The following is a 17,768-nucleotide window of genomic DNA, read 5'->3' as shown; positions in this document are numbered from 1 at the left end:
GGACGACGATGGGGCCGGGAAACCGCTCCGCCGTCGAGGAGAGCCCGCCCCTTCCCGACCAGGAGAAGCCCCATGAGCAAGCGCGTCCTGCGCACCGCCGCCGTGATCACTGGCGCCGCCCTCGCCCTCACCGCGTGCGGCGGCCCCGCCGAGACCGACGCCGCCGCCGGGGGCGGCGACCTCGGTCCGCTCACGCTGCAGCTGTCCTGGATCAAGAACGCCGAGTTCGCCGGCGAGTACTTCGCCGACAGCAACGGCCACTACACCGCGGTCGGCTTCTCGGACGTGACCATGAACCCCGGCCCGGGGCCGATCGAGACGCTCGTGGCCAGTGGGGAGGCGGACTTCGGCCTCAGCAACGCTGTGGCAACCGCCCAGGTGGTCGCCGAGGAGGACGCGCCACTCAAGATCGTCGGCACGAAGTTCCAGAAGAACCCGTTCACCATCCTGTCCCTGGCCGACGGCGGGAACATCGCCACCCCCCAGGACCTGGTGGGCAAGCGGATCGGGGTCCAGGCCGGCGGCAACGAGACGCTGTTCGACGCGCTGCTCGAGGTCAACGGCATCGACCCAGCCTCCGTGGAGAAGGTGCCGGTCGAGTACGACCCGGCGCCACTCATCGACGGCGAGGTCGACGGCTTCCTGGCCTACCTGACCAACGAGTCGATCACCGTGCAGGCCGCCGGCTACGAGGTGACCAACCTGCCCTTCGCGGACAACGGCCTTCCCTTCGTCGCCGAGAGCATCATCACGACCGACGAGATGATCACCGAGAACCCTGGGACGGTGAAGGCGTTCCTGGAGGCTGAGATCCTGGGTTGGCAGGACTACCTGCGGGACCCGCAGGAGGGTGCTCGCCTCGCGGTCGAGGAGTACGGGGCCGATCTGGACCTCGACATGGCGAAGGAGGTCGAGCAGGCGGAGGTGCAGAGCACGCTGATCGTCACGCCCGACGTCAGGTCGAACGGGCTGCTGACCATCTCCGAGGAGCTCATCGACCAGAACATGACCACCCTGGCCGCCGCCGGCATCGACGTCTCCGACCCCGACGACCTCTTCGACCTGTCTCTCCTCGAGGAGCTGCTCGAGGAGAAGCCGGAGCTCGTCGAGGTACCCAGCGCGGCCTGACCGCCGCAACCCGGACAGGAGCTCATCGTGACCTCGATCTCCGAGGCCGAGGCCCCCCGGTCTGCCGCGGCGCAGCAGACGGGGGGCACCGGCATCCACCTCCAGGGCCTGACCAAGACCTTCGGATCCGGCCGCAAGCAGGTACCGGCGCTCGCGGACGCCACCCTGCACACCGCGCAGGGCAGCTTCTCCTCGCTGCTGGGCCCCTCAGGCTGCGGTAAGTCCACGATCCTGCGGATCCTCGCCGGGCTCGAGCAGCCGACCGGCGGCACCGCGCTCGTCGACGGCACCACCCCGCTGGACCTGCGCCGAGCGCACGCCCTGGGCATCGCCTTCCAGGACTCTGCCCTGCTGCCGTGGCGTTCGGTCGAGGCGAACATCCGACTGCCCTTCGAGGTCGCCGGCACCCGTCCCGACGCGGCCTTGGTGGCCGAGCTGATCCAGCTCGTGGGACTGTCCGGGTTCGAGAAGGCCAAGCCCGCGCAGCTGTCCGGAGGGATGCGCCAGCGGGTCTCCATCGCGCGCGCCCTGGTGGTCAAGCCGTCGGTGCTGCTGCTCGACGAGCCGTTCGGCGCCCTCGACGACATGACCCGGCAGCGGCTGAACGTGGAGCTCTTGCGGATATGGACCGAGAAGCCGGCCACCACGCTGATGGTCACCCACGGGATCTCAGAGGCGGTCTTCCTGTCCGACCAGGTCGCGGTGATGAGCGCACGGCCGGGCCGGGTCGTGGAGGTCATCGACGTGGACCTGCCTCGTCCCCGGAACCCGGAGATCATGCGCACACCGGAGTTCCACGCCCTGCACGACCACGCCTCCGAGCTGCTGTTCGGCAGCGGGACGGTTGAGGGGTGAACGGCGTGCCGTCCCGTGAGCCGGTGCGCGCGGCCGCCCGCGGGGCGGTGGGCCTGCTGAGCGTGGTGGCCGTGTGGTGGCTGCTGGTGCTGACCGTGCTCGCGGACGCCCGCATCCCCTCTCCGGCCGAGGTCGTGGGCGCGGCCGTCGGCCGGGGGTGGGACTTCTACGCCACCCACTTCGGGATCACCCTGCAGGAGGCCGCGGTCGGCTTCGGCTACGGCACCGTGGCGGCGATCGCGCTTGCCGCCGTGACCCTGCTGGTGCCGGCGCTGGAGCCGCTGGTCATGCAGCTGGCCGTGATCACCTACTGCGTACCGCTGGTGGCGATCGCCCCGGTGCTGTTCATCGTCATCGGCAACCCCGAGGAGGGGCAGCGGGCGGGCACCGCGACCGCCCTGGCGGCGCTGTCGGTGTTCTTCACCACCGTTGTCGGCACCGTGCTCGGCCTGCGGTCGGCGGACGTGGCCAGCCTGGAGGTCGTCCGGGTCTTCGGCGGCGGGCCGGTGCGGCAGCTGACCACGGTGCGGCTGGTGGCCGCGCTCCCCTCCGTGCTGGCATCGCTCCGTGTGGCCGCGCCGCTCGCCTTTCTCGGCGCCATCCTCGGCGAGTACGTCGGCGGCGTGGAGCGCGGCGTGGCCGTGACGCTCAAGATCGCGCAGCAGAACGTCGACGTCGACGGTGCCTGGGCGATCGGCCTGGGCTGCGCGCTGGTAGCCGGTGCCTTCTACGGGCTGTTCGCCCTGCTCGGACGGGTCGTCACCCCGTGGTCCCAGGGCACTGCATGAGCGCCGACCTGCTGGTCTCCCGTCCGACCGAGAAGCCGGCCCGACACCCGCTGCTGTCGTCCACGCTGCGGACGGTCGGCACGATGATGCTGGTCCTGGCCGTCGTCGTGGCCCTGTGGGTGGGGGCCCTGTGGGCTTTCGACGTCTCGACCTACGTCGGCAAGGGCCCGCTGGACGTCCTCGACATCCTGTTCGTTGACGAGGACGCCCCCGCGCTGCGGACCGAGATCGCCGGGCTGCTCGGCCGCACCCTGCTCGACGCGGGCATCGGCTTCACCGCCGGCATGCTGGTCGCCGTGACGCTGGCGATCGCGGTCGTGCGGTTCCGTGCCGCGGAGAGCGCCGTCATGCCGGTCGCGCTCATCCTGCAGACCGTTCCACTGATCGCGCTGGCGCCGATGCTCATCCTGCTCGTGGGCCGCGGTTACGTGATCGTCGCCGTCATGAGCGCGGTGGTGGTGCTCTTCCCAGCGCTGGTCAACATCGTCGCCGGGCTGCGGTCGGCCAGCCCGCAGATGCGCGATCTCGTCCTCGTCTACGGCGGGAACCCGATGACGGTGCTGAGGAAGGTGGCCTTCCCGTCCGCGCTACCGGCGTTGTTCGCGTCGGTCCGCATCGCCGTGCCCGGGTCGATGACCGGCGCACTGCTGGCCGAGTGGCTGGCCACCGGCAAGGGCATCGGGTACGCGGTGGTCTCCGCCGCGGCTCGGTCGCAGATCAGCAAGGTGTGGGCGCTCGTCGTCGTCGTCACGCTGGTGTCGCTGCTGCTCTACCTCCTCGCCCAGCTCGTCGAGGCAGCCGTGCTCAGCCGCTTCGGACAGTCGGACCGGGCATGACGGAGTCCACGCGCCGCCCGCCCGGACGCCCACGGCACTCCCGTCCCGTGCCGGCCGACCCGGTCGTGGACGCCATGGTGGCGGCCCTGCCCAAGGTGAGCCTGCACTGCCACCTCATCGGCACGGCAGCGCCCAGGACCGTCGTCGAGCTTGCCACCAAGCACGGAGTACCGCTCGGACGTGATGCCGAGGACCTCTACGACCACGCCAGCTACGAGGACCTCGGCGAGTTCCTCCGGGTGCTCGACGTCGTCGGCTCGGTCATCCGTGACGTCGACGACTTCCACCGGGTGACCTATGAGTCCCTGACCGCGGGCGGTGCAGCGCACAACGTCCTCTACCGCGAGATCCACCTCAGCCCGCCAGGCCATCCCGAGGTTCCGTACTCACGGATTCTCGAGGGCGTTGTGGCCGGCGTGCGCGACGCCCGCACCGACACCTGCATCGACGCTCGCCTCGTGGTGGCCATCAACCGGGAGCGCAGCGGCGCCGAGGCAGTCGAGCTCGTTCAGCAGGTGATCGAGCAGCGCGTCGACGAGGTGGTCGGCATCGGGCTGGACTACGCAGAGGTCAACGGCCCGCCCAGACGGTTCGTCGAGGCCTACCGGCTCGCCGGCCGCGCGGTCTGGGCCGGACGGCTCATTCCGAGTCCGGTCCTCCTGGGCACGTGCTGACCCTGCTGGACGAGCTCGGCTGCAGCCGGATCGACCACGGTTACCACGTCGTCGATGACCCGGAGATCACGTCCCGGTGCGCGGCCGAGCGGGTCCCGTTCACCTGCACGCCGGTCAGCTCGGACATCGGCCGCTACTCCGGCAGCGGGGACGGCACGCACACCCGGATCCGCCAGATGGTCGACGCCGGGCTGTGCGTAACGATCGACTCCGACGACCCGCCGATGTTCGGCACCGATCCCACGCACGACTTCAGGGTGCTCGCGCACGCACTCGGCTACCGCCGCGACCAGCTGGCTGCCTTCACCGCCAACGCCATCGACGCCTGCTGGCTCGACGAGGCCGGCAAGGCGGACCTGCGCCGCCGGGCCGCTGCGATGGTGGCCGCCGCCCCTGACGCACCTGGCCCGGACCACTCGCCCACTCCCCAGGAGGCCCCGTGAACGAGTTCACCGTGCCGGTCGTCGACATCTCCGCGTACGTCGACCCTGCCGGCACCGCGCAGGCCCGGGCCGCCGTCTGCCGCGCCTTCGACGACGCCGCCCGCACCGTCGGCTTCGTCCAGGTGCTCGGCCACGGCATCCCGACCTCGGTCACCGACGCCCTCGGCGACGCACTCGACTCCTTCTTCGATCTGCCCCTGGAGGTGAAGAAGAGCTATCGGACCCGGCCGGAGATCAACCGCGGGTACACCCCGCCGAGGACCGAGTCGCTGAGCCTCAGCCTGGGGCTAGCGCCCTCCAGCCGGATGCAGGACTTCTTCGAGGCCTTTAACGTCGGCGCCGCCCGCAGCGACTACCCAGGCCTCGACCTGCCCGTCGTCGAGTACGCCGAGAACGTCTGGCCCGACGAGGCCGACGGCTTCCGTGAGGCGGTGGCCGCCTACTTCAGCGAGGCAACCCGGGTGGCGCGCACCCTGACGACCATGTTCGCCGACGCGCTGGGCCTGCCGAGCGGCTTCTTCGAGCAGTACACCGACCACAGCCTCGACGTGCTACGGATGAACAACTACGCCCTGCCGCCCGGTGAGGTGCCGCTCGACGGTGACCTCACCGGGATGAGCGAGCACACCGACTACGGCATCGTCACCGTGCTCTGGGCCGACCAGGTGAAGGGCCTGCAGGTCCTTGACCACGAGGGCGCCTGGCACGACGTCATGCCCACTGACGGCGCATTGCTGATCAACCTTGGCGACCTCATGGCGCGGTGGACCAACGAACGGTGGATGTCGACCCTGCACCGGGTGAAGCCACCGGTCGTCGACGGGCGCATCGAGCGCCGGCGCTCCGCCGCGTTCTTCCACGACGGCAACATCGACGCCGTCATCGAGACGCTGCGGACCTGCCTGGACGCCGACGGGACGTCGGCGTACCCGCCCGTCACCGTCGGTGAGCACATCCGGGCGAAGCTGGCCGGCTCGCGGGCCGGTGTCGCCAACACCGAGGCGGAGCGGGAGGCGGCGCGCGTCCTGGCTGCACGGCCGACATGAGCTCGCCCTGGCCGGGCCGGCTCTGAGTCGGCCTGCTGGGCCGGGTCGTGCCCCCCTGCTGGCGGAGCAGGTCGAGCCGGTCAGTCCTCCAGTGCCTGCCCCCGCCGCTCCGGCAGGGCGAGGGCGGCAGCGCCGGCGAGGACGAACGCGGCCGCGAAGACGAGGAACACCAGCTCGGTGCCACCCGCCTCCCGCAGCACCGGGACGGCCAGCGGCGCGAGGATGGACGCGATCCGCCCGAAGCCGGCGGCCCACCCCGCGCCGGTGCCGCGCACCGCGGTCGGGTACATCTCCGGGGTCACCGCGTACAGGGCGCCCCAGGCCCCGAGCACGAAGAACGACAGCAGCATGCCCGCGACGAGCACGGACGTCTCGGTCCCCGCCCCGGAGAACAGCGCCGCAGCGCCGGCGGCACCGACGAGGAAGGTCGCCAGCGTGGGCCGCCGGCCCCACTTCTCGATGAGGACGGCGGCGACTGCGTAGCCGGGCAGCTGGGCGGCGGTGATCACGAGGGTGTACCCGAAGGACCGCACCATCGACATGCCCGAGGCCACGAGCAGCGTCGGCAGCCAGATGAAGGCGCCGTAGTAGGCGAAGTTGACGAGGAACCACACCGCCCACAGGGCCGCGGTCCGGACCCGGTACGCGGCGCCCCACAGTGCCCCGATGCCCCGCTGCTCCTCGACCGCGACCTCGGTCGTGGGTGCGGCCGGAGCGTCAGCCACCGCCTTCGGCGCCTCGACGCCGGCTGAGCGCTCGAACGAGCGGACCGCAGCCTCCGCCTCCTGCGTCCGTCCGGCGCGCTCGAGGAAGCGCACCGACTCGGGCAGCCCGAGCCGGACGATCACGGCGTAGACCGCGGGCACGGCGCCCAGCGCCAGCGCCCAGCGCCAGCGCCCAGCGCCACCCGTCGTCCCCGGACGGCACCACGAGGTAGCCGACGAGCGCGGCGGCGAACCAGCCGACGGCCCAGAACGCCTCCAGGACGACGATGACCCGGCCGCGGATGCGCGCCGGGGCGTACTCGCTGACCAGCGTCGAGGCGACCGGCAGCTCGGCGCCGAGGCCCAGGCCGACGACGAAGCGGAGCACGAGCAGCACGGCGAGCGTGCCGGCGAGCGCCGAGGCACCGGTGGCCACCCCGTAGACGAGCAGGGTCAGCGCGAACACCGACCGGCGCCCGATCCGGTCGGCGAGCAGGCCACCCAGCGCCGCGCCCACGGCCATGCCCACGAAACCCAGGGAGGCGACCCAGGACAGCTCGGTGTCGGTGAGGCCCCACTGGACGGCGAGGGCGGCCATGACGAACGAGACGAGGCCGACGTCCATGGCGTCCAGCGCCCAGCCGATCCCGGAGCCGAGCAGGAGCCGCCGATGACGGGAGGTGAACGGGAGCCGGTCGAGCCGCTCGGAGCGGCTCGGGAGCACCGAGGTCTGCACGAGACGAAGATCACCGTGTTCGGAACCGGAAGTCAAACGGCCCCGGACGCCGTAGCGTCCGGGGCCGTGCACCGACCGGGAGGCAGAGGCTCCCGAAGGGGTCACTCGCCGTCGACGAGCACCTCGTCCACGGTGGTCTCCTCGCCGAGCACGGAGACCGTGCAGGTGTAGGGGTGACCGGTGCCGTCGGCCTGGGCGGTGCCGGTGACGGTGTAGATCTTCCCGCCCTCCTGGCTGGCGGCCCGCAGGTTGCCGCGCGTGGTGAACTCGGCGCCGGGGAGGCGCTCGGTCACCGCCGCCTGGCAGGCGTCACGGACCTGCTGGTTGAGCTCGACGACGGTGAGACCACCGGTCGCGTCGGTGGTGTCGGTCGAGGACGCCGTGGTCTCGGTGGCGGCCGGCGTGGTCTCCGTCGCCGCCGCAGTGGTCTCCTCGGCGGTGGTCGTGTCGTCGTCGGCGGCGCACCCGGTCAGGGCGAGGACGGCGGCGGCGGACGCGGCGAGCAGTGCGCGCTTCACAGGTTCTCCTTGGTGCTCGGGGGGTGTCCTTGTGGGATGGGAACCGCGAAACATCCTATGACCGTCCGCGTGCGCCGGCCGACCGGTTGTGACGCCCGCCACCGGGTACGGTCCCAGGGGTGACCAGCGACCAGATCGGCATCAACCCGGTGTCCGGTCGGCGGGAGACGGAGAACGAGCGGCTGGACCGCAACCTCAACGAGCTGCTCCAGGAGCTGCGGGTCGCCCAGACGGGTGTGCAGATCCTCTTCGCGTTCCTGCTGACCGCCGCGTTCACCCCCCTCATGCAGGACGCCGACCCGTTCACCCGGCAGGTCCTGGTCGCCACGATCGTCTGCGCGGCGCTGGCCACGGCCCTCCTCATCGCCCCGGTCGCGCTGCACCGCACGGTGTTCCGGCGGGGGCTCAAGGAGGAGCTGGTCCGGATCAGCTCGCGGCTGGCGGCAGGCGGTCTCGTCCTGCTCGGACTGACGATGCTGGGCGGCTGTCTGCTCGCCGTCGACGCGCTGGTCGACCGGCCCGTCGCCTTTGTGCTGACCGCCGGGGTCGGGGTGTGGTTCCTGGTCTTCTGGGCGGTCCTGCCGGTGAGGGTTCGGACCCGCGGCCGGGGAGCCGGGTCCGCGCCGCCGGAGTAAGTTCGGGGTATGAACCTCGACCGACCTGTCGCACCCGACCCGTACGAGCTGCTCCCCCAGGTCCCGTCGTTCTCGGTGACCAGCGACGACGTCCGCGACGGCGAGCCGATGGACGTCGTGCACTCCGCCGCCGGCGGGAACAGGTCACCGCACCTGCGCTGGACCGGTTACCCGGAGGGGACACGCAGCTTCGTCGTCACCTGCTTCGACCCGGACGCCCCGACCCCGTCGGGGTTCTGGCACTGGACTGTGGTGGACCTGCCGGCCTCGGTCACCGAGCTGCCGTCCGGTGCCGGCGCCGGCGACGACGCCCTGCCCCGGCCGGCGTTCCACGTCCGGAACGACTACGGCACCCGCGCGTTCGGGGGCGCCGCCCCACCCCCCGGGGACCGGCCGCACCGGTACGTGTTCGCCGTCCACGCCCTGGACTGCGAGTCCCTGGGTGTGGACGCCGACGCCAGCCCCACGGTCGTGTCCTTCACGATGCTCGGGCACACCCTGGCCCGGGGCGTGATCACCCCGACGTACCAGCAGGACTGACCGGGCGGACCGGCGGTCAGGCGGGTCGGGTCGCCCAGAACGCGACCGCCGCCGCCGAGGCCACGTTGAGGGAGTCCACCCCGCCGGCCATCGGGATGCGCACCGCGATGTCGGCGGCCGCGACGGCGCGTCGGCTGAGCCCGTCACCCTCGGTGCCCAGGACGAGGGCGAGCCGGCGACCCGGGTGAGCGGTCAGGTCCGCAGCCAGCTCATCGAGGGTGACGGTGGCGTCGCCGAGGGTCAGGGCGGCCACGGTGAACCCGGCTCGCCGCAGGTCCTCCAGCCCCCCCGGCCACGGGTCCAGCCGTGTCCAGGGCACCTGGAAGACGGTGCCCATGCTGACCCGCACGCTGCGCCGGTACAGCGGGTCGGCGCAGCGCGGGCTGACCAGGACGGCGTCGACGCCCAGCCCGGCGGCGGCCCGGAACACCGCACCGACGTTGGTGTGGTCGACGACGTCCTCGAGCACCGCGAGCCGCTGGGCGCCGCGAACCACCGCGGCCGGGGCCGGCAGCGCCGGGCGGTGCATCGCCGCCAGCGCCCCCCGGTGCAGGTGGAAGCCGGTGAGGTCGCGCAGGACCGGCTCCGGGGCGACGTAGACCGGTGCCCCCGCGGCGGCCGCCGCGGCCAGCAGGTCGGCCGACTGCTCGAGCCAGCGGGGGGCCATCAGCAGCGACCGGGGCCGGTGACCGGCGGCCAGGGCCCGCCGGATCACGGTGTGCGACTCGGCGATGTAGAGCCCCTCGGCGGGCTCGCGGCGCCGACGCAGCGCGACGTCGGTGAGCCGCGCGTACTCGTCCAGCCGCGGGTCGGCGGCGTCGTCGACGTGGACGACCCCGGCGGCGGGACCCTCGAGCGGCGCGGTCACGAGACGAGGATGCGCCAGATCGCGACGGTGCCGACGACCACGATGACCGCACGCAGCACCCGGGCGGGCAGTCGCCGGCCGACGCCGGCGCCGATCAGGCCGCCGAGCAGCGACCCGGCGGCGATGAGGCCGACGACGGCCCAGTCCACCCGGTCGAAGGCCACGACGACGAAGACGACCGCTGCTACGGAGTTGACGACGAGGGAGAGCAGGTTCTTCGCCGCGTTGACCCGCTGCAGCGGCTCCGGCAGCAGCGACCCGAGCAGGCCGACGAGCAGGACGCCCTGCGCGGCGCCGAAGTACCCCCCGTAGATCCCGGCGAGGTAGGTGCCCCCGGCGGCCAGGGCGGTGTGGCTGCGGCTCTCGCGGGTGCGGCCGAGCGCTGCCCGCCGCACCTGCAGGGCCGCCTGGATCCGGGGCTGCAGGACGACGAGCACGAGGGAGACGGCCAGCAGGGCGGGCACGATCCGGGCGAACGCCTCCGCCGGCAGGGTGAGCAGCAGCACTGCCCCGGTGACCGAGCCGAGGAACGACATCGGCGCCAGCAGCCGCAGCCGCCGTCCCTGGCCGGCGAGCTCGCGCCGGTAGCCCCAGGTACCGGAAACCCCCCCGGGGACCAGACCGATGTTGTTGGAGATGTTCGCGACCACCGGTGGGTAGCCGAACGCCAGGAGCGTCGGGAAGGTGACCAGGGTGCCCGACCCGACGATCGTGTTGATCGTCCCGGCTGCCGTCCCGGCGAGGAAGATCGCCACCGCCTCCGCCCAGCCCACGGGCGGCAACCCTAGGTCACGACCCGGCGGTCGGCTCCTCGGGTGGCTGCTCGCCGGTCGCCGGCGCCGCCGGCGCGGGGTCCGGGACGGAGGCGGGCGCCGTCCGGCGGGTGCGCTGGGTGGACCGCTCCGCCTCGGCGGTGGCGCCGGCCGCCTCCTTGCGGGCCGCCTCGAGCGCCTCCCCGGGGTCCTGCAGGACCGGCTCGTCGAGCCGGACGCCGGCCCCCTGGTCGCCGGCGTCCGGACGCAGGCCGCCGGGTCCGCCGTCCAGGTCGGCCCCGCCGGGCTCGCCGCCGAGGGCGGCACCGATCCCGCGCAGCGCCTGGGTCAGCTCGGTCGGCACCACCCACACCTTGTTCGACTCGCCCTGGGCGATCTGCGGCAGCATCTGCAGGTACTGGTAGGCCAGCAGCTTCGAGTCCGGGTTGCCCTTGTGGATGGCGTCGAACACCTGGAGGATCGCGCGGGCCTCACCCTGCGCCTCGAGGATCGCCGACTGGGCGGCGCCCTCGGCCCGCAGGATCGCGGCCTGCTTCTCACCCTCGGCGGTGAGGATCTGGGACTGCTTGACGCCCTCGGCGTTGAGGATCGCCGCCCGCCGGTCCCGCTCGGCGCGCATCTGCTTCTCCATCGAGTCCTGGACGCTCGCCGGCGGGTCGATGGCCTTGAGCTCGACCCGGTTCACCCGGATGCCCCACCGGCCGGTGGCGTCGTCCAGGACGCCGCGCAGCTGGGCGTTGATGTTGTCCCGGCTGGTCAGCGTCTGCTCCAGGTCGAGGGAGCCGATGACGTTCCGCAGGGTGGTGACGGTGAGCTGCTCGATGCCCTGGATGTAGTTGGCGATCTCGTAGGTCGCGGCCTTGGGGTCCGTCGGCTGGAAGTAGATGACGGTGTCGATGCTGACGACCAGGTTGTCGGAGGTGATGACCGGCTGCGGCGGGAACGACACCACCTGCTCGCGCAGGTCGACGTGGGAGCGGATCCGGTCGACGAACGGGATGAGGAAGTGCAGCCCGGCGTCGAGGGTCCGGCTGTACCGGCCCAGCCGCTCGACGATGACGGCGGTGGCCTGGGGCACGATCCGGACCGCCCGCACGAGCGTCACGACGGTGAACGCCACGAGCAGCAGCAGGACGATGTAGAGCGGGAGGTTCTCCATCAGTGGGGCTCCTCGGCCTCGGGGCCTGCGGTGGGTGGGGCGTCGACGACGGCGGTGGCGCCGTCGATCCGGACGACGCGGACGATGCTGCCCGGCTCGAAGACCCGGCCGGGGACGTCGCTGCGCGCCGACCACTCCTCGCCGGTGAGCTTGACGAGGCCGCCGCGGTCGGTGACCTGGCGCAGCACCTCGGCGGGCCGGCCGATCTGGGCGGCGGTGTTCGTCCGCTGCGCCGGCCCGGCGGGCCGCAGCCGGCGCAGGGCGATCGGCCGGACCAGGACGAGCAGCAGCCCGGCGACCGCGGTGGCGACGAGGACCTGTGCGGTCAGGGACCCGCCCGCGAACGCGACGACCGCGCCGGCCAGCGCGCCGACGGTGAGCATGGCGAACACCATGTCGAGCGAGGCGACCTCGATGAGGCCGAGCAGGAGCGCCGCCCCGACCCACCACAGCCACTGCGTGTCACGCAGCCAGTCCACGGGCCCCCTCCCCTCGTCTCGCGGGCGCCCTGGCGCCGCGGTCATCCTCGCGCCGCGGTCATCCTGGCACAGCCCGAGCCGCTCAGCCCCGATCAGCCGAAGGCGCGCGCCGTCCACCGGTCGCCGTGCCGTTCCACGGTGAGCGGCATCCCGAAGGTCTCGGCCAGGTGCTCCGCGGTCAGGGTGTCCGGCAGCGACCCGGCGGCGACCACCCGGCCGGCCCGCAGCAGCAGCAGGTGGGTGAAGCCCGGTGGGATCTCCTCCACGTGGTGGGTGACGAGCACCATGGCCGGTGCGCCGGCGTCAGCGGCGAGGTCGCCGAGGCGTCGCACGAGGTCCTCCCGTCCGCCGAGGTCGAGGCCTGCGGCCGGCTCGTCCAGGAGCAGCAGCTCGGGATCGGTCATCAGCGCGCGCGCGATCTGCACCCGTTTGCGCTCGCCCTCGCTGAGCGTGCCGTAGAGCCGGTCGGCGAGGTGTGCCACGCCCATGGCGGCGAGCAGCTCGGCGGCCCGGGCGTGGTCCAGGGCGTCGTACGCCTCGCGCCAGCGCCCGACGACCCCGTAGGAGGCGGTGACGACGACGTCCGCGACCCGCTCCCCACCCGGCAGCCGCTCGGCGAGCGCCGCGCTGGACAGACCGATCCGGGGACGCAGCTCGAACACGTCCACGGTGCCGAGCACCTCCTCGAGCACGGCCGCCACCCCGCTCGTGGGGTGGATCCGCGCCGCGGCGACCTGCAGCAGCGTGGTCTTGCCCGCGCCGTTCGGGCCGAGGACCACCCAGCGCTCGCCCTCGGCGACGTCCCAGTCCACCTCGTCGAGCAGGACCGCGTCACCGCGGCGCACGGTCACGCCGGCCATCTGCAGGACGTCGCTCATGCTCCTGACCCTAACGGGGCAGGTAGCGGCGATCCGCCGCCGGTGACCGGACCGGACGAGCCGGCCCGAGGCGGCCTCTACCCTGCTGGCGTGCTCGACCTGCCCCGCTCCGCCCGGCTGGCGCTCTGGGGCGCCGCGCTGAGCGCCGGCACCGCCGGTGTCGACGTCCCTGGGGTGCTGCGTGCCGTGCAGCGCGACGACGAGCCGCACACCATCGACGGCTCGGACGTCGAACCGGCAGCCCTGGGGGACTGGCTCCGGGGCCTGCCGCGGGAGGTGGCGTGGCGGCTCGTCCTGCCCGCCGCCGGCGACCCGCACGACCTGACCGGCCCGGCCGCCACCTCGGTCGCCGCGACGGACGCCGGTGAGGCGGTGGCGGTGACCGGGCCCGGCGGCGTCCGGGTCCTCGTCCCGGAGGTGACCGAGTTCGGCTCCGAGCTCGAGCCGGGGGCGCTCGTGCAGTGGCGGGTCCTGCCCGGCTCCCCCCTGCGCCCGCTCGCGGCGTCCCTGGCCGACGCCGACCGGGTGCTGCGCCAGGCTCTGCGGACGGCGACCGAGACGCTGGCGTCCCTCGACGTGTCCCGCTGGCGCCAGGACGCGGCCGAGCGGATCGCGGCGGTCCGCGGCGGCGGCCTGCCCCGGGACGCCCTGCCCCCTGGGGTCCCGGCGCGGCTGGCAGCAGTGCTGGCCACAGCGGTCCGGGTCCGCGCGGTGGTCTCGCTGGCCCTGGAGGACGACGGGGCGGCGGTCAGCGGGTGGGAGGCCGACCGGCGGGCCCGGGCCCTGCGGGACGTCGACGCGGTGGCGCGGCGCAGCACCGCCGACGCGGTGAACGCCGCGCTGGCCGGTCACCCGGAGCGCTCGAGCACCTCGCGGTAGACGGCGAGGGTCCGCTCGCCGACCTGCTCCCAGGAGAACTCCGTCTCGACGCGGCGCCGGCCGGCCGCACCGTACCGGCGGGCGCGCTCGACGTCCTCGACGGCCTCGGTGAGGGTGGCGGCCAGGTCGGCTTCGAACCGGGCCGGGTCGACCGGCGTCCCGGTGCCGTCGCCGACCTGCTCGACCGGCACCAACCAGCCGGTCTCCCCCGGCACGACGACCTCGGGGATCCCGCCGGTGGCGGTGCCGACGACGGCCGCCCCGCACGCCATCGCCTCGAGGTTGACGATGCCCAACGGCTCGTACAGCGACGGGCAGACGAAGACGGTTGCGGCGGACAGTACCTGCGCGAGCTGCTCGCGGGGCAGCATCTCCTCGATCCACAGCACGCCGTCCCGGGTGCTCTGCAGGTCGCGGACCAGGCCGCTCACCTCGTCGAGGATCTCGGGGGTGTCCGGCGCTCCGGCGCACAGGACGAGCTGGACGTCGGCGGGCAGGTTGCGCGCCGCCCGCAGCAGGTGCGGCAGGCCCTTCTGCCGGGTGATCCGGCCCACGAACACGACGCTGCGCCGTCCGGGGTCGATGCCGAGGCGCTCGAGGTGCTCGCTGCCCTCGTCCCGCGTCCACGCGCTGGTGTCGATGCCGTTGTGGACGACCTGGACCCGCTCGGGGTCGACGTCCGGGTAGGCGGCGAGGATGTCGTCCCGCATGCCGGCGCTCACCGCGATGACGCCCGCCGCGCCACGGTAGGCGGCCTGCTCCGCCCACGAGGACACCGCGTACCCGCCGCCGAGCTGCTCGGCCTTCCACGGGCGCAGCGGCTCGAGGCTGTGCGCGGTCAGCACGTGCGGAATGCCGTGCAGGAGTCCCCCCAGGTGCCCGGCGAGGTTGGCGTACCAGGTGTGCGAGTGCACCAGGTCGGCGCCGCCGACGTCGGCCGCCATGGCCAGGTCTACTCCGAGTGTGCGCAGCGCCGGGTTCGCCCGGGACAGCTCCTGCGGCTCCGGGTAGGCGGTGACGCCGTCCTCGCCGCGAGGGGAGCCGAAGCAGCGGACCCGCACGTCGGCGTGCCGGCGCAGCACCGCAGACAGCTCGGCGACGTGCACGCCGGCGCCGCCGTAGACCTCCGGGGGGTACTCCCGGGTCAGCAGGTCCACGCGCATCCGCCACCTCCACCAGCCGCCGGGATCGACGTGCCGAACGCTAGCGCGGGTCGGGCCGGTCGACCCGTGCGCGGACCGGCGTCGCGCCCTACGCTGCGGGCATGCCGGGTCCCAGGGTGCTTGCGATCGTCCTCGCCGGCGGGGAGGGCAAACGGCTCATGCCCCTCACCGCGGACCGGGCCAAGCCTGCCGTCCCGTTCGGCGGCACCTACCGGCTCATCGACTTCGCGCTGAGCAACGTCATCAACTCCGGCTACCTCAAGGTCGTCGTCCTCACCCAGTACAAGTCCCACAGCCTCGACCGGCACGTGACGATGACGTGGCGGATGTCGACGATGCTCGGCAACTACGTGACCCCGGTGCCGGCCCAGCAGCGGCTCGGTAAGCAGTGGTACCTCGGCAGCGCCGACGCGATCTACCAGAGCCTCAACCTCATCCACGACGAACGGCCCGACATCGTCGTCGTCGTCGGGGCGGACCACGTCTACCGGATGGACTTCTCCCAGATGGTCGCCGCGCACCAGGACGTCGGCGCGCCGTGCACGGTGGCCGCGATCCGTCAGCCGGTGAGCCTCGCCGACCAGTTCGGCGTCATCGAGGTCGATCCGGCCGACCCGCGCAGGATCGACGCGTTCCGGGAGAAGCCGGCCGACCCGCAGGGTCTGCCCGACGCCCCCGACCACGTCCTGGCGTCGATGGGCAACTACGTCTTCGACGCCGACGCCCTCGTCGAGGCGGTCACCCGGGACGCTGAGGACGAGGCCTCTCAGCACGACATGGGCGGCGACATCGTGCCGTGGTTCGTCTCCCGCAACCAGGCCGCCGTCTACGACTTCCGGGACAACGACGTCCCCGGGTCCACGGACCGCGACCGGGACTACTGGCGGGACGTCGGCACGATCGACTCGTTCTTCGAGGCCCACATGGACCTCATCTCCGTGCACCCCGTCTTCAACCTCTACAACACCGAGTGGCGGATCTTCTCCCAGCAGCCGCCGCTGCCGCCGGCCAAGTTCGTCCACGGCTGGCACGGCCGGATCGGGCACGCGGTGAACTCGATCGTCGGCCCGGGATCGGTGGTGTCGGGCGGCCTGGTCGAGAGCTCGGTGCTCGGCACCAACGTCATGGTCCGCTCGTGGTCCTCGGTCAGCGACTGCGTGCTGTTCGACAACGTCGAGGTGGGGCGGCACGCGGTGCTGCGCCGCTGCGTCATCGACAAGAACGTGCGAGTCCCCGAGGGTGCCCGGATCGGGATGGACGCCGAGGAGGACCGTGCCCGCGGGTTCACCGTCACCGACAGCGGGATCACCGTGGTCGGCAAGGGGCAGACTGTCCCGGCGCCGGAGCGAACGCCGTCCCGGACGACGTGAGCACCCTGCTCGTCACGGTGACGGGGCCCGACCGGCCCGGAGCCGTCGCCCGGCTGCTTGAGGTCGCCGCCCGCCCCGGGGCAGAGATCCTGGACGTCGAGCAGGCCGTCGTCCGGGGCCGGCTCAGCCTCGCCGTGCGACTGAGAACGGGGACCGACGGGCAGCCGAGCGCCGAGGCGCTGACCGCTCTCGGCCGCGAGCTGGGACTGCACGTGACCTGCGAGGCCGCCACCGGCGAGCAGGTGCCGGAGCCGCTGACCCGGCTGCACGTCGCCGTCCTCGGCAGTCCGCTGGGTGCCGGCGCGCTCGCGGACGTCGTCCGCCGTCTCGCCGACCACGGCGGCACGGTCCAGCGGGTCCGCCGGCTCGCGAGTGAGCCGGTGACGTGCGTCGAGCTCGACGTCTCCGGCGAGGTGGACCTGCTGACCGTCCGCCGCGACCTCGCCGTCCGGGCAGCCTCCCTCGGGATCGACGTCGCGGTCAGCCCCGCGGGGCTCGAGCGCCGGGGCCGTCGGCTGGTGGTCCTCGACGTCGACTCGACCCTGATCCGCGAGGAGGTGGTCGAGCTGCTGGCCGCCCACGCCGGCCGCGCCGCCGAGGTGGCCGCGGTGACCGAGCGGGCGATGCGTGGCGAGCTCGACTTCGCGGCCAGCCTGCACCAGCGAGTGGCCTGCCTGGCGGGTCTCGACGCCGCCGTCCTGGACGCCGTCCGGCGCGCCGTCCGCCTCACCGCCGGGGCCCGCACGCTCGTCGACACCCTGCACCGTCTCGGGTTCCCGGTCGGACTGGTCTCCGGCGGCTTCGCCGAGGTCGTCGAGCCGCTGGCCGCCGACCTCGGCGTCCGGCACGTGCGGGCCAACCGGCTCGAGGTCCGCGGCGGCCGGCTGACCGGACGGGTCACCGGACCGGTCGTCGACCGGGCCGCCAAGGCCGCCGCGCTGCGGGAGATGGCCGCCGCGGAGGGTGTGCCGATGAGCAGCACCGTCGCTGTCGGTGACGGAGCGAACGACCTGGACATGCTCACTGCCGCGGGTCTCGGGGTGGCGTTCTGCGCCAAGCCGCTCGTGCGTGAGCAGGCCGACGCGGTGCTGAGCCACCCCTACCTCGACACGGTCCTCCACCTCCTGGGCATCCCCCGCGACGACTTCGCCCCCCACCCCCACCCCGACCCCCTTTCGTGATCATGCAATCCCGCCACCCCCGACCCCCTTTCGTGATCATGCAATCCCGCCACCCTCCCGACCCCCTTCGTGATCATGCAATCCCGCCACCCTCCCGACCCACCGCCGGCCCCAG

General features: G+C 73.2%; 17 protein-coding genes and 2 pseudogenes. 11 read left to right on the top strand and 8 right to left on the bottom strand.

The genetic code is table 11. The annotated features are described in order from the left end of the window. Positions 1-72: 72 nt before the first annotated feature. From HJG43_07240 to HJG43_07215, 6 genes and pseudogenes are all read left to right on the top strand, one after another. Entirely contained in the window at positions 73-1,128 is a 1,056-nt protein-coding gene (locus tag HJG43_07240) for an ABC transporter substrate-binding protein (GenBank protein ID UER54365.1), read from the top strand. 36 nt (positions 1,129-1,164) lie between these two features. Beyond that, entirely contained in the window at positions 1,165-1,983 is an 819-nt protein-coding gene (locus HJG43_07235; GenBank protein ID UER55797.1) for an ABC transporter ATP-binding protein, read from the top strand. Then, the gene (locus HJG43_07230; protein ID UER54364.1) at positions 1,980-2,771 is read left to right on the top strand and encodes an ABC transporter permease subunit; all 792 of its coding nucleotides are present in this window, start codon (positions 1,980-1,982) and stop codon (positions 2,769-2,771) included. Before HJG43_07235 ends, HJG43_07230 begins: the two co-directional genes overlap by 4 nt. Next, positions 2,768-3,607 carry an ABC transporter permease subunit gene (locus HJG43_07225; GenBank protein ID UER54363.1) on the top strand — a complete coding sequence of 280 codons (840 nt, stop codon included), beginning with the start codon at positions 2,768-2,770 and terminating at the stop codon, positions 3,605-3,607. The genes HJG43_07230 and HJG43_07225 overlap by 4 nt, the downstream gene beginning before the upstream one ends. Next, positions 3,604-4,724, top strand: a pseudogene (gene add, locus HJG43_07220) (adenosine deaminase). Before HJG43_07225 ends, add begins: the two are co-directional and overlap by 4 nt. Then, the gene (locus HJG43_07215) at positions 4,721-5,770 is read left to right on the top strand and encodes an isopenicillin N synthase family oxygenase (protein ID UER54362.1); all 1,050 of its coding nucleotides are present in this window, start codon (positions 4,721-4,723) and stop codon (positions 5,768-5,770) included. Before add ends, HJG43_07215 begins: the two are co-directional and overlap by 4 nt. 80 nt (positions 5,771-5,850) lie before the next feature. Here the strand turns inward: HJG43_07215 and HJG43_07210 are convergent. Together HJG43_07210 and HJG43_07205 are read right to left on the bottom strand one after the other, a co-directional pair. Then, positions 5,851-7,210, bottom strand: a pseudogene (locus HJG43_07210) (MFS transporter). Between the two features lie 101 nt (positions 7,211-7,311). Further along, a complete protein-coding gene (locus HJG43_07205) occupies positions 7,312-7,728 on the bottom strand; it encodes a hypothetical protein (GenBank protein UER54361.1) in 417 nt (138 codons plus the stop codon). A gap of 134 nt (positions 7,729-7,862) precedes the next feature. On the opposite strand from HJG43_07205, the gene HJG43_07200 reads away from it, so the two are divergent. After that, positions 7,863-8,363 (top strand): hypothetical protein, encoded by a 501-nt coding sequence (locus HJG43_07200; protein ID UER55796.1) that lies wholly within the window; start codon positions 7,863-7,865, stop codon positions 8,361-8,363. Between the two features lie 9 nt (positions 8,364-8,372). Beyond that, positions 8,373-8,903, top strand: coding sequence for a YbhB/YbcL family Raf kinase inhibitor-like protein (locus HJG43_07195; protein ID UER54360.1), 531 nt, complete (start codon positions 8,373-8,375; stop codon positions 8,901-8,903). Between the two features lie 16 nt (positions 8,904-8,919). Here HJG43_07195 and HJG43_07190 read toward each other — a convergent pair whose 3' ends face one another. The 5 genes from HJG43_07190 to HJG43_07170 are packed head-to-tail and all read right to left on the bottom strand — an operon-like array spanning position 8,920 to position 13,060. Next, entirely contained in the window at positions 8,920-9,771 is an 852-nt protein-coding gene (locus tag HJG43_07190; GenBank protein ID UER54359.1) for an RNA methyltransferase, read from the bottom strand. Beyond that, positions 9,768-10,544 carry a sulfite exporter TauE/SafE family protein gene (locus tag HJG43_07185; GenBank protein ID UER54358.1) on the bottom strand — a complete coding sequence of 259 codons (777 nt, stop codon included), beginning with the start codon at positions 10,542-10,544 and terminating at the stop codon, positions 9,768-9,770. Before HJG43_07185 ends, HJG43_07190 begins: the two co-directional genes overlap by 4 nt. 16 nt (positions 10,545-10,560) lie before the next feature. Then, positions 10,561-11,703 (bottom strand): SPFH/Band 7/PHB domain protein, encoded by a 1,143-nt coding sequence (locus HJG43_07180; protein ID UER54357.1) that lies wholly within the window; start codon positions 11,701-11,703, stop codon positions 10,561-10,563. Then, positions 11,703-12,227, bottom strand: a complete 525-nt coding sequence (locus HJG43_07175) for an NfeD family protein (protein UER54356.1) — start codon at positions 12,225-12,227, stop codon at positions 11,703-11,705. The genes HJG43_07180 and HJG43_07175 overlap by 1 nt, the downstream gene beginning before the upstream one ends. A gap of 47 nt (positions 12,228-12,274) precedes the next feature. After that, the gene (locus tag HJG43_07170) at positions 12,275-13,060 is read right to left on the bottom strand and encodes an ABC transporter ATP-binding protein (GenBank protein UER54355.1); all 786 of its coding nucleotides are present in this window, start codon (positions 13,058-13,060) and stop codon (positions 12,275-12,277) included. Between the two features lie 90 nt (positions 13,061-13,150). On the opposite strand from HJG43_07170, the gene HJG43_07165 reads away from it, so the two are divergent. Continuing rightward, positions 13,151-13,939 carry a hypothetical protein gene (locus HJG43_07165; GenBank protein UER54354.1) on the top strand — a complete coding sequence of 263 codons (789 nt, stop codon included), beginning with the start codon at positions 13,151-13,153 and terminating at the stop codon, positions 13,937-13,939. Here HJG43_07165 and glgA read toward each other — a convergent pair. Then, a complete protein-coding gene (gene glgA / locus HJG43_07160; protein ID UER54353.1) occupies positions 13,909-15,102 on the bottom strand; it encodes a glycogen synthase in 1,194 nt (397 codons plus the stop codon). The two genes, HJG43_07165 and glgA, sit on opposite strands and share 31 nt — an antisense overlap. Positions 15,103-15,203: 101 nt before the next feature. Here glgA and glgC point away from each other — a divergent pair, with 101 nt between their 5' ends. Next, complete coding sequence (gene glgC, locus HJG43_07155) at positions 15,204-16,472, top strand: glucose-1-phosphate adenylyltransferase (GenBank protein ID UER54352.1); 1,269 nt, start codon at positions 15,204-15,206, stop codon at positions 16,470-16,472. After that, positions 16,469-17,653, top strand: coding sequence for a phosphoserine phosphatase SerB (gene serB, locus HJG43_07150; GenBank protein ID UER54351.1), 1,185 nt, complete (start codon positions 16,469-16,471; stop codon positions 17,651-17,653). The genes glgC and serB overlap by 4 nt, the downstream gene beginning before the upstream one ends. Positions 17,654-17,768 lie beyond the last annotated feature (115 nt).

Source organism: Kineosporiaceae bacterium SCSIO 59966, assembly GCA_020881835.1.
Lineage (GTDB): Bacteria > Actinomycetota > Actinomycetes > Actinomycetales > SCSIO-59966 > SCSIO-59966.
This window is presented reverse-complemented; position numbering and strand designations above follow the sequence as displayed.

Bases quoted from the DNA above. Each gene is read 5' to 3' on its own strand.
- HJG43_07170 (UER54355.1), bottom strand. From the start codon at position 13,060: ATGAGCGACGTCCTGCAGATGGCCGGCGTGACCGTGCGCCGCGGTGAC.
- HJG43_07240 (UER54365.1), top strand. From the start codon at position 73: ATGAGCAAGCGCGTCCTGCGCACCGCCGCCGTGATCACTGGCGCCGCC.
- HJG43_07175 (UER54356.1), bottom strand. From the start codon at position 12,227: ATGACCGCGGCGCCAGGGCGCCCGCGAGACGAGGGGAGGGGGCCCGTG.
- glgA (UER54353.1), bottom strand. From the start codon at position 15,102: ATGCGCGTGGACCTGCTGACCCGGGAGTACCCCCCGGAGGTCTACGGC.
- HJG43_07180 (UER54357.1), bottom strand. From the start codon at position 11,703: ATGGAGAACCTCCCGCTCTACATCGTCCTGCTGCTGCTCGTGGCGTTC.
- HJG43_07225 (UER54363.1), top strand. From the start codon at position 2,768: ATGAGCGCCGACCTGCTGGTCTCCCGTCCGACCGAGAAGCCGGCCCGA.
- glgC (UER54352.1), top strand. From the start codon at position 15,204: ATGCCGGGTCCCAGGGTGCTTGCGATCGTCCTCGCCGGCGGGGAGGGC.
- HJG43_07195 (UER54360.1), top strand. From the start codon at position 8,373: ATGAACCTCGACCGACCTGTCGCACCCGACCCGTACGAGCTGCTCCCC.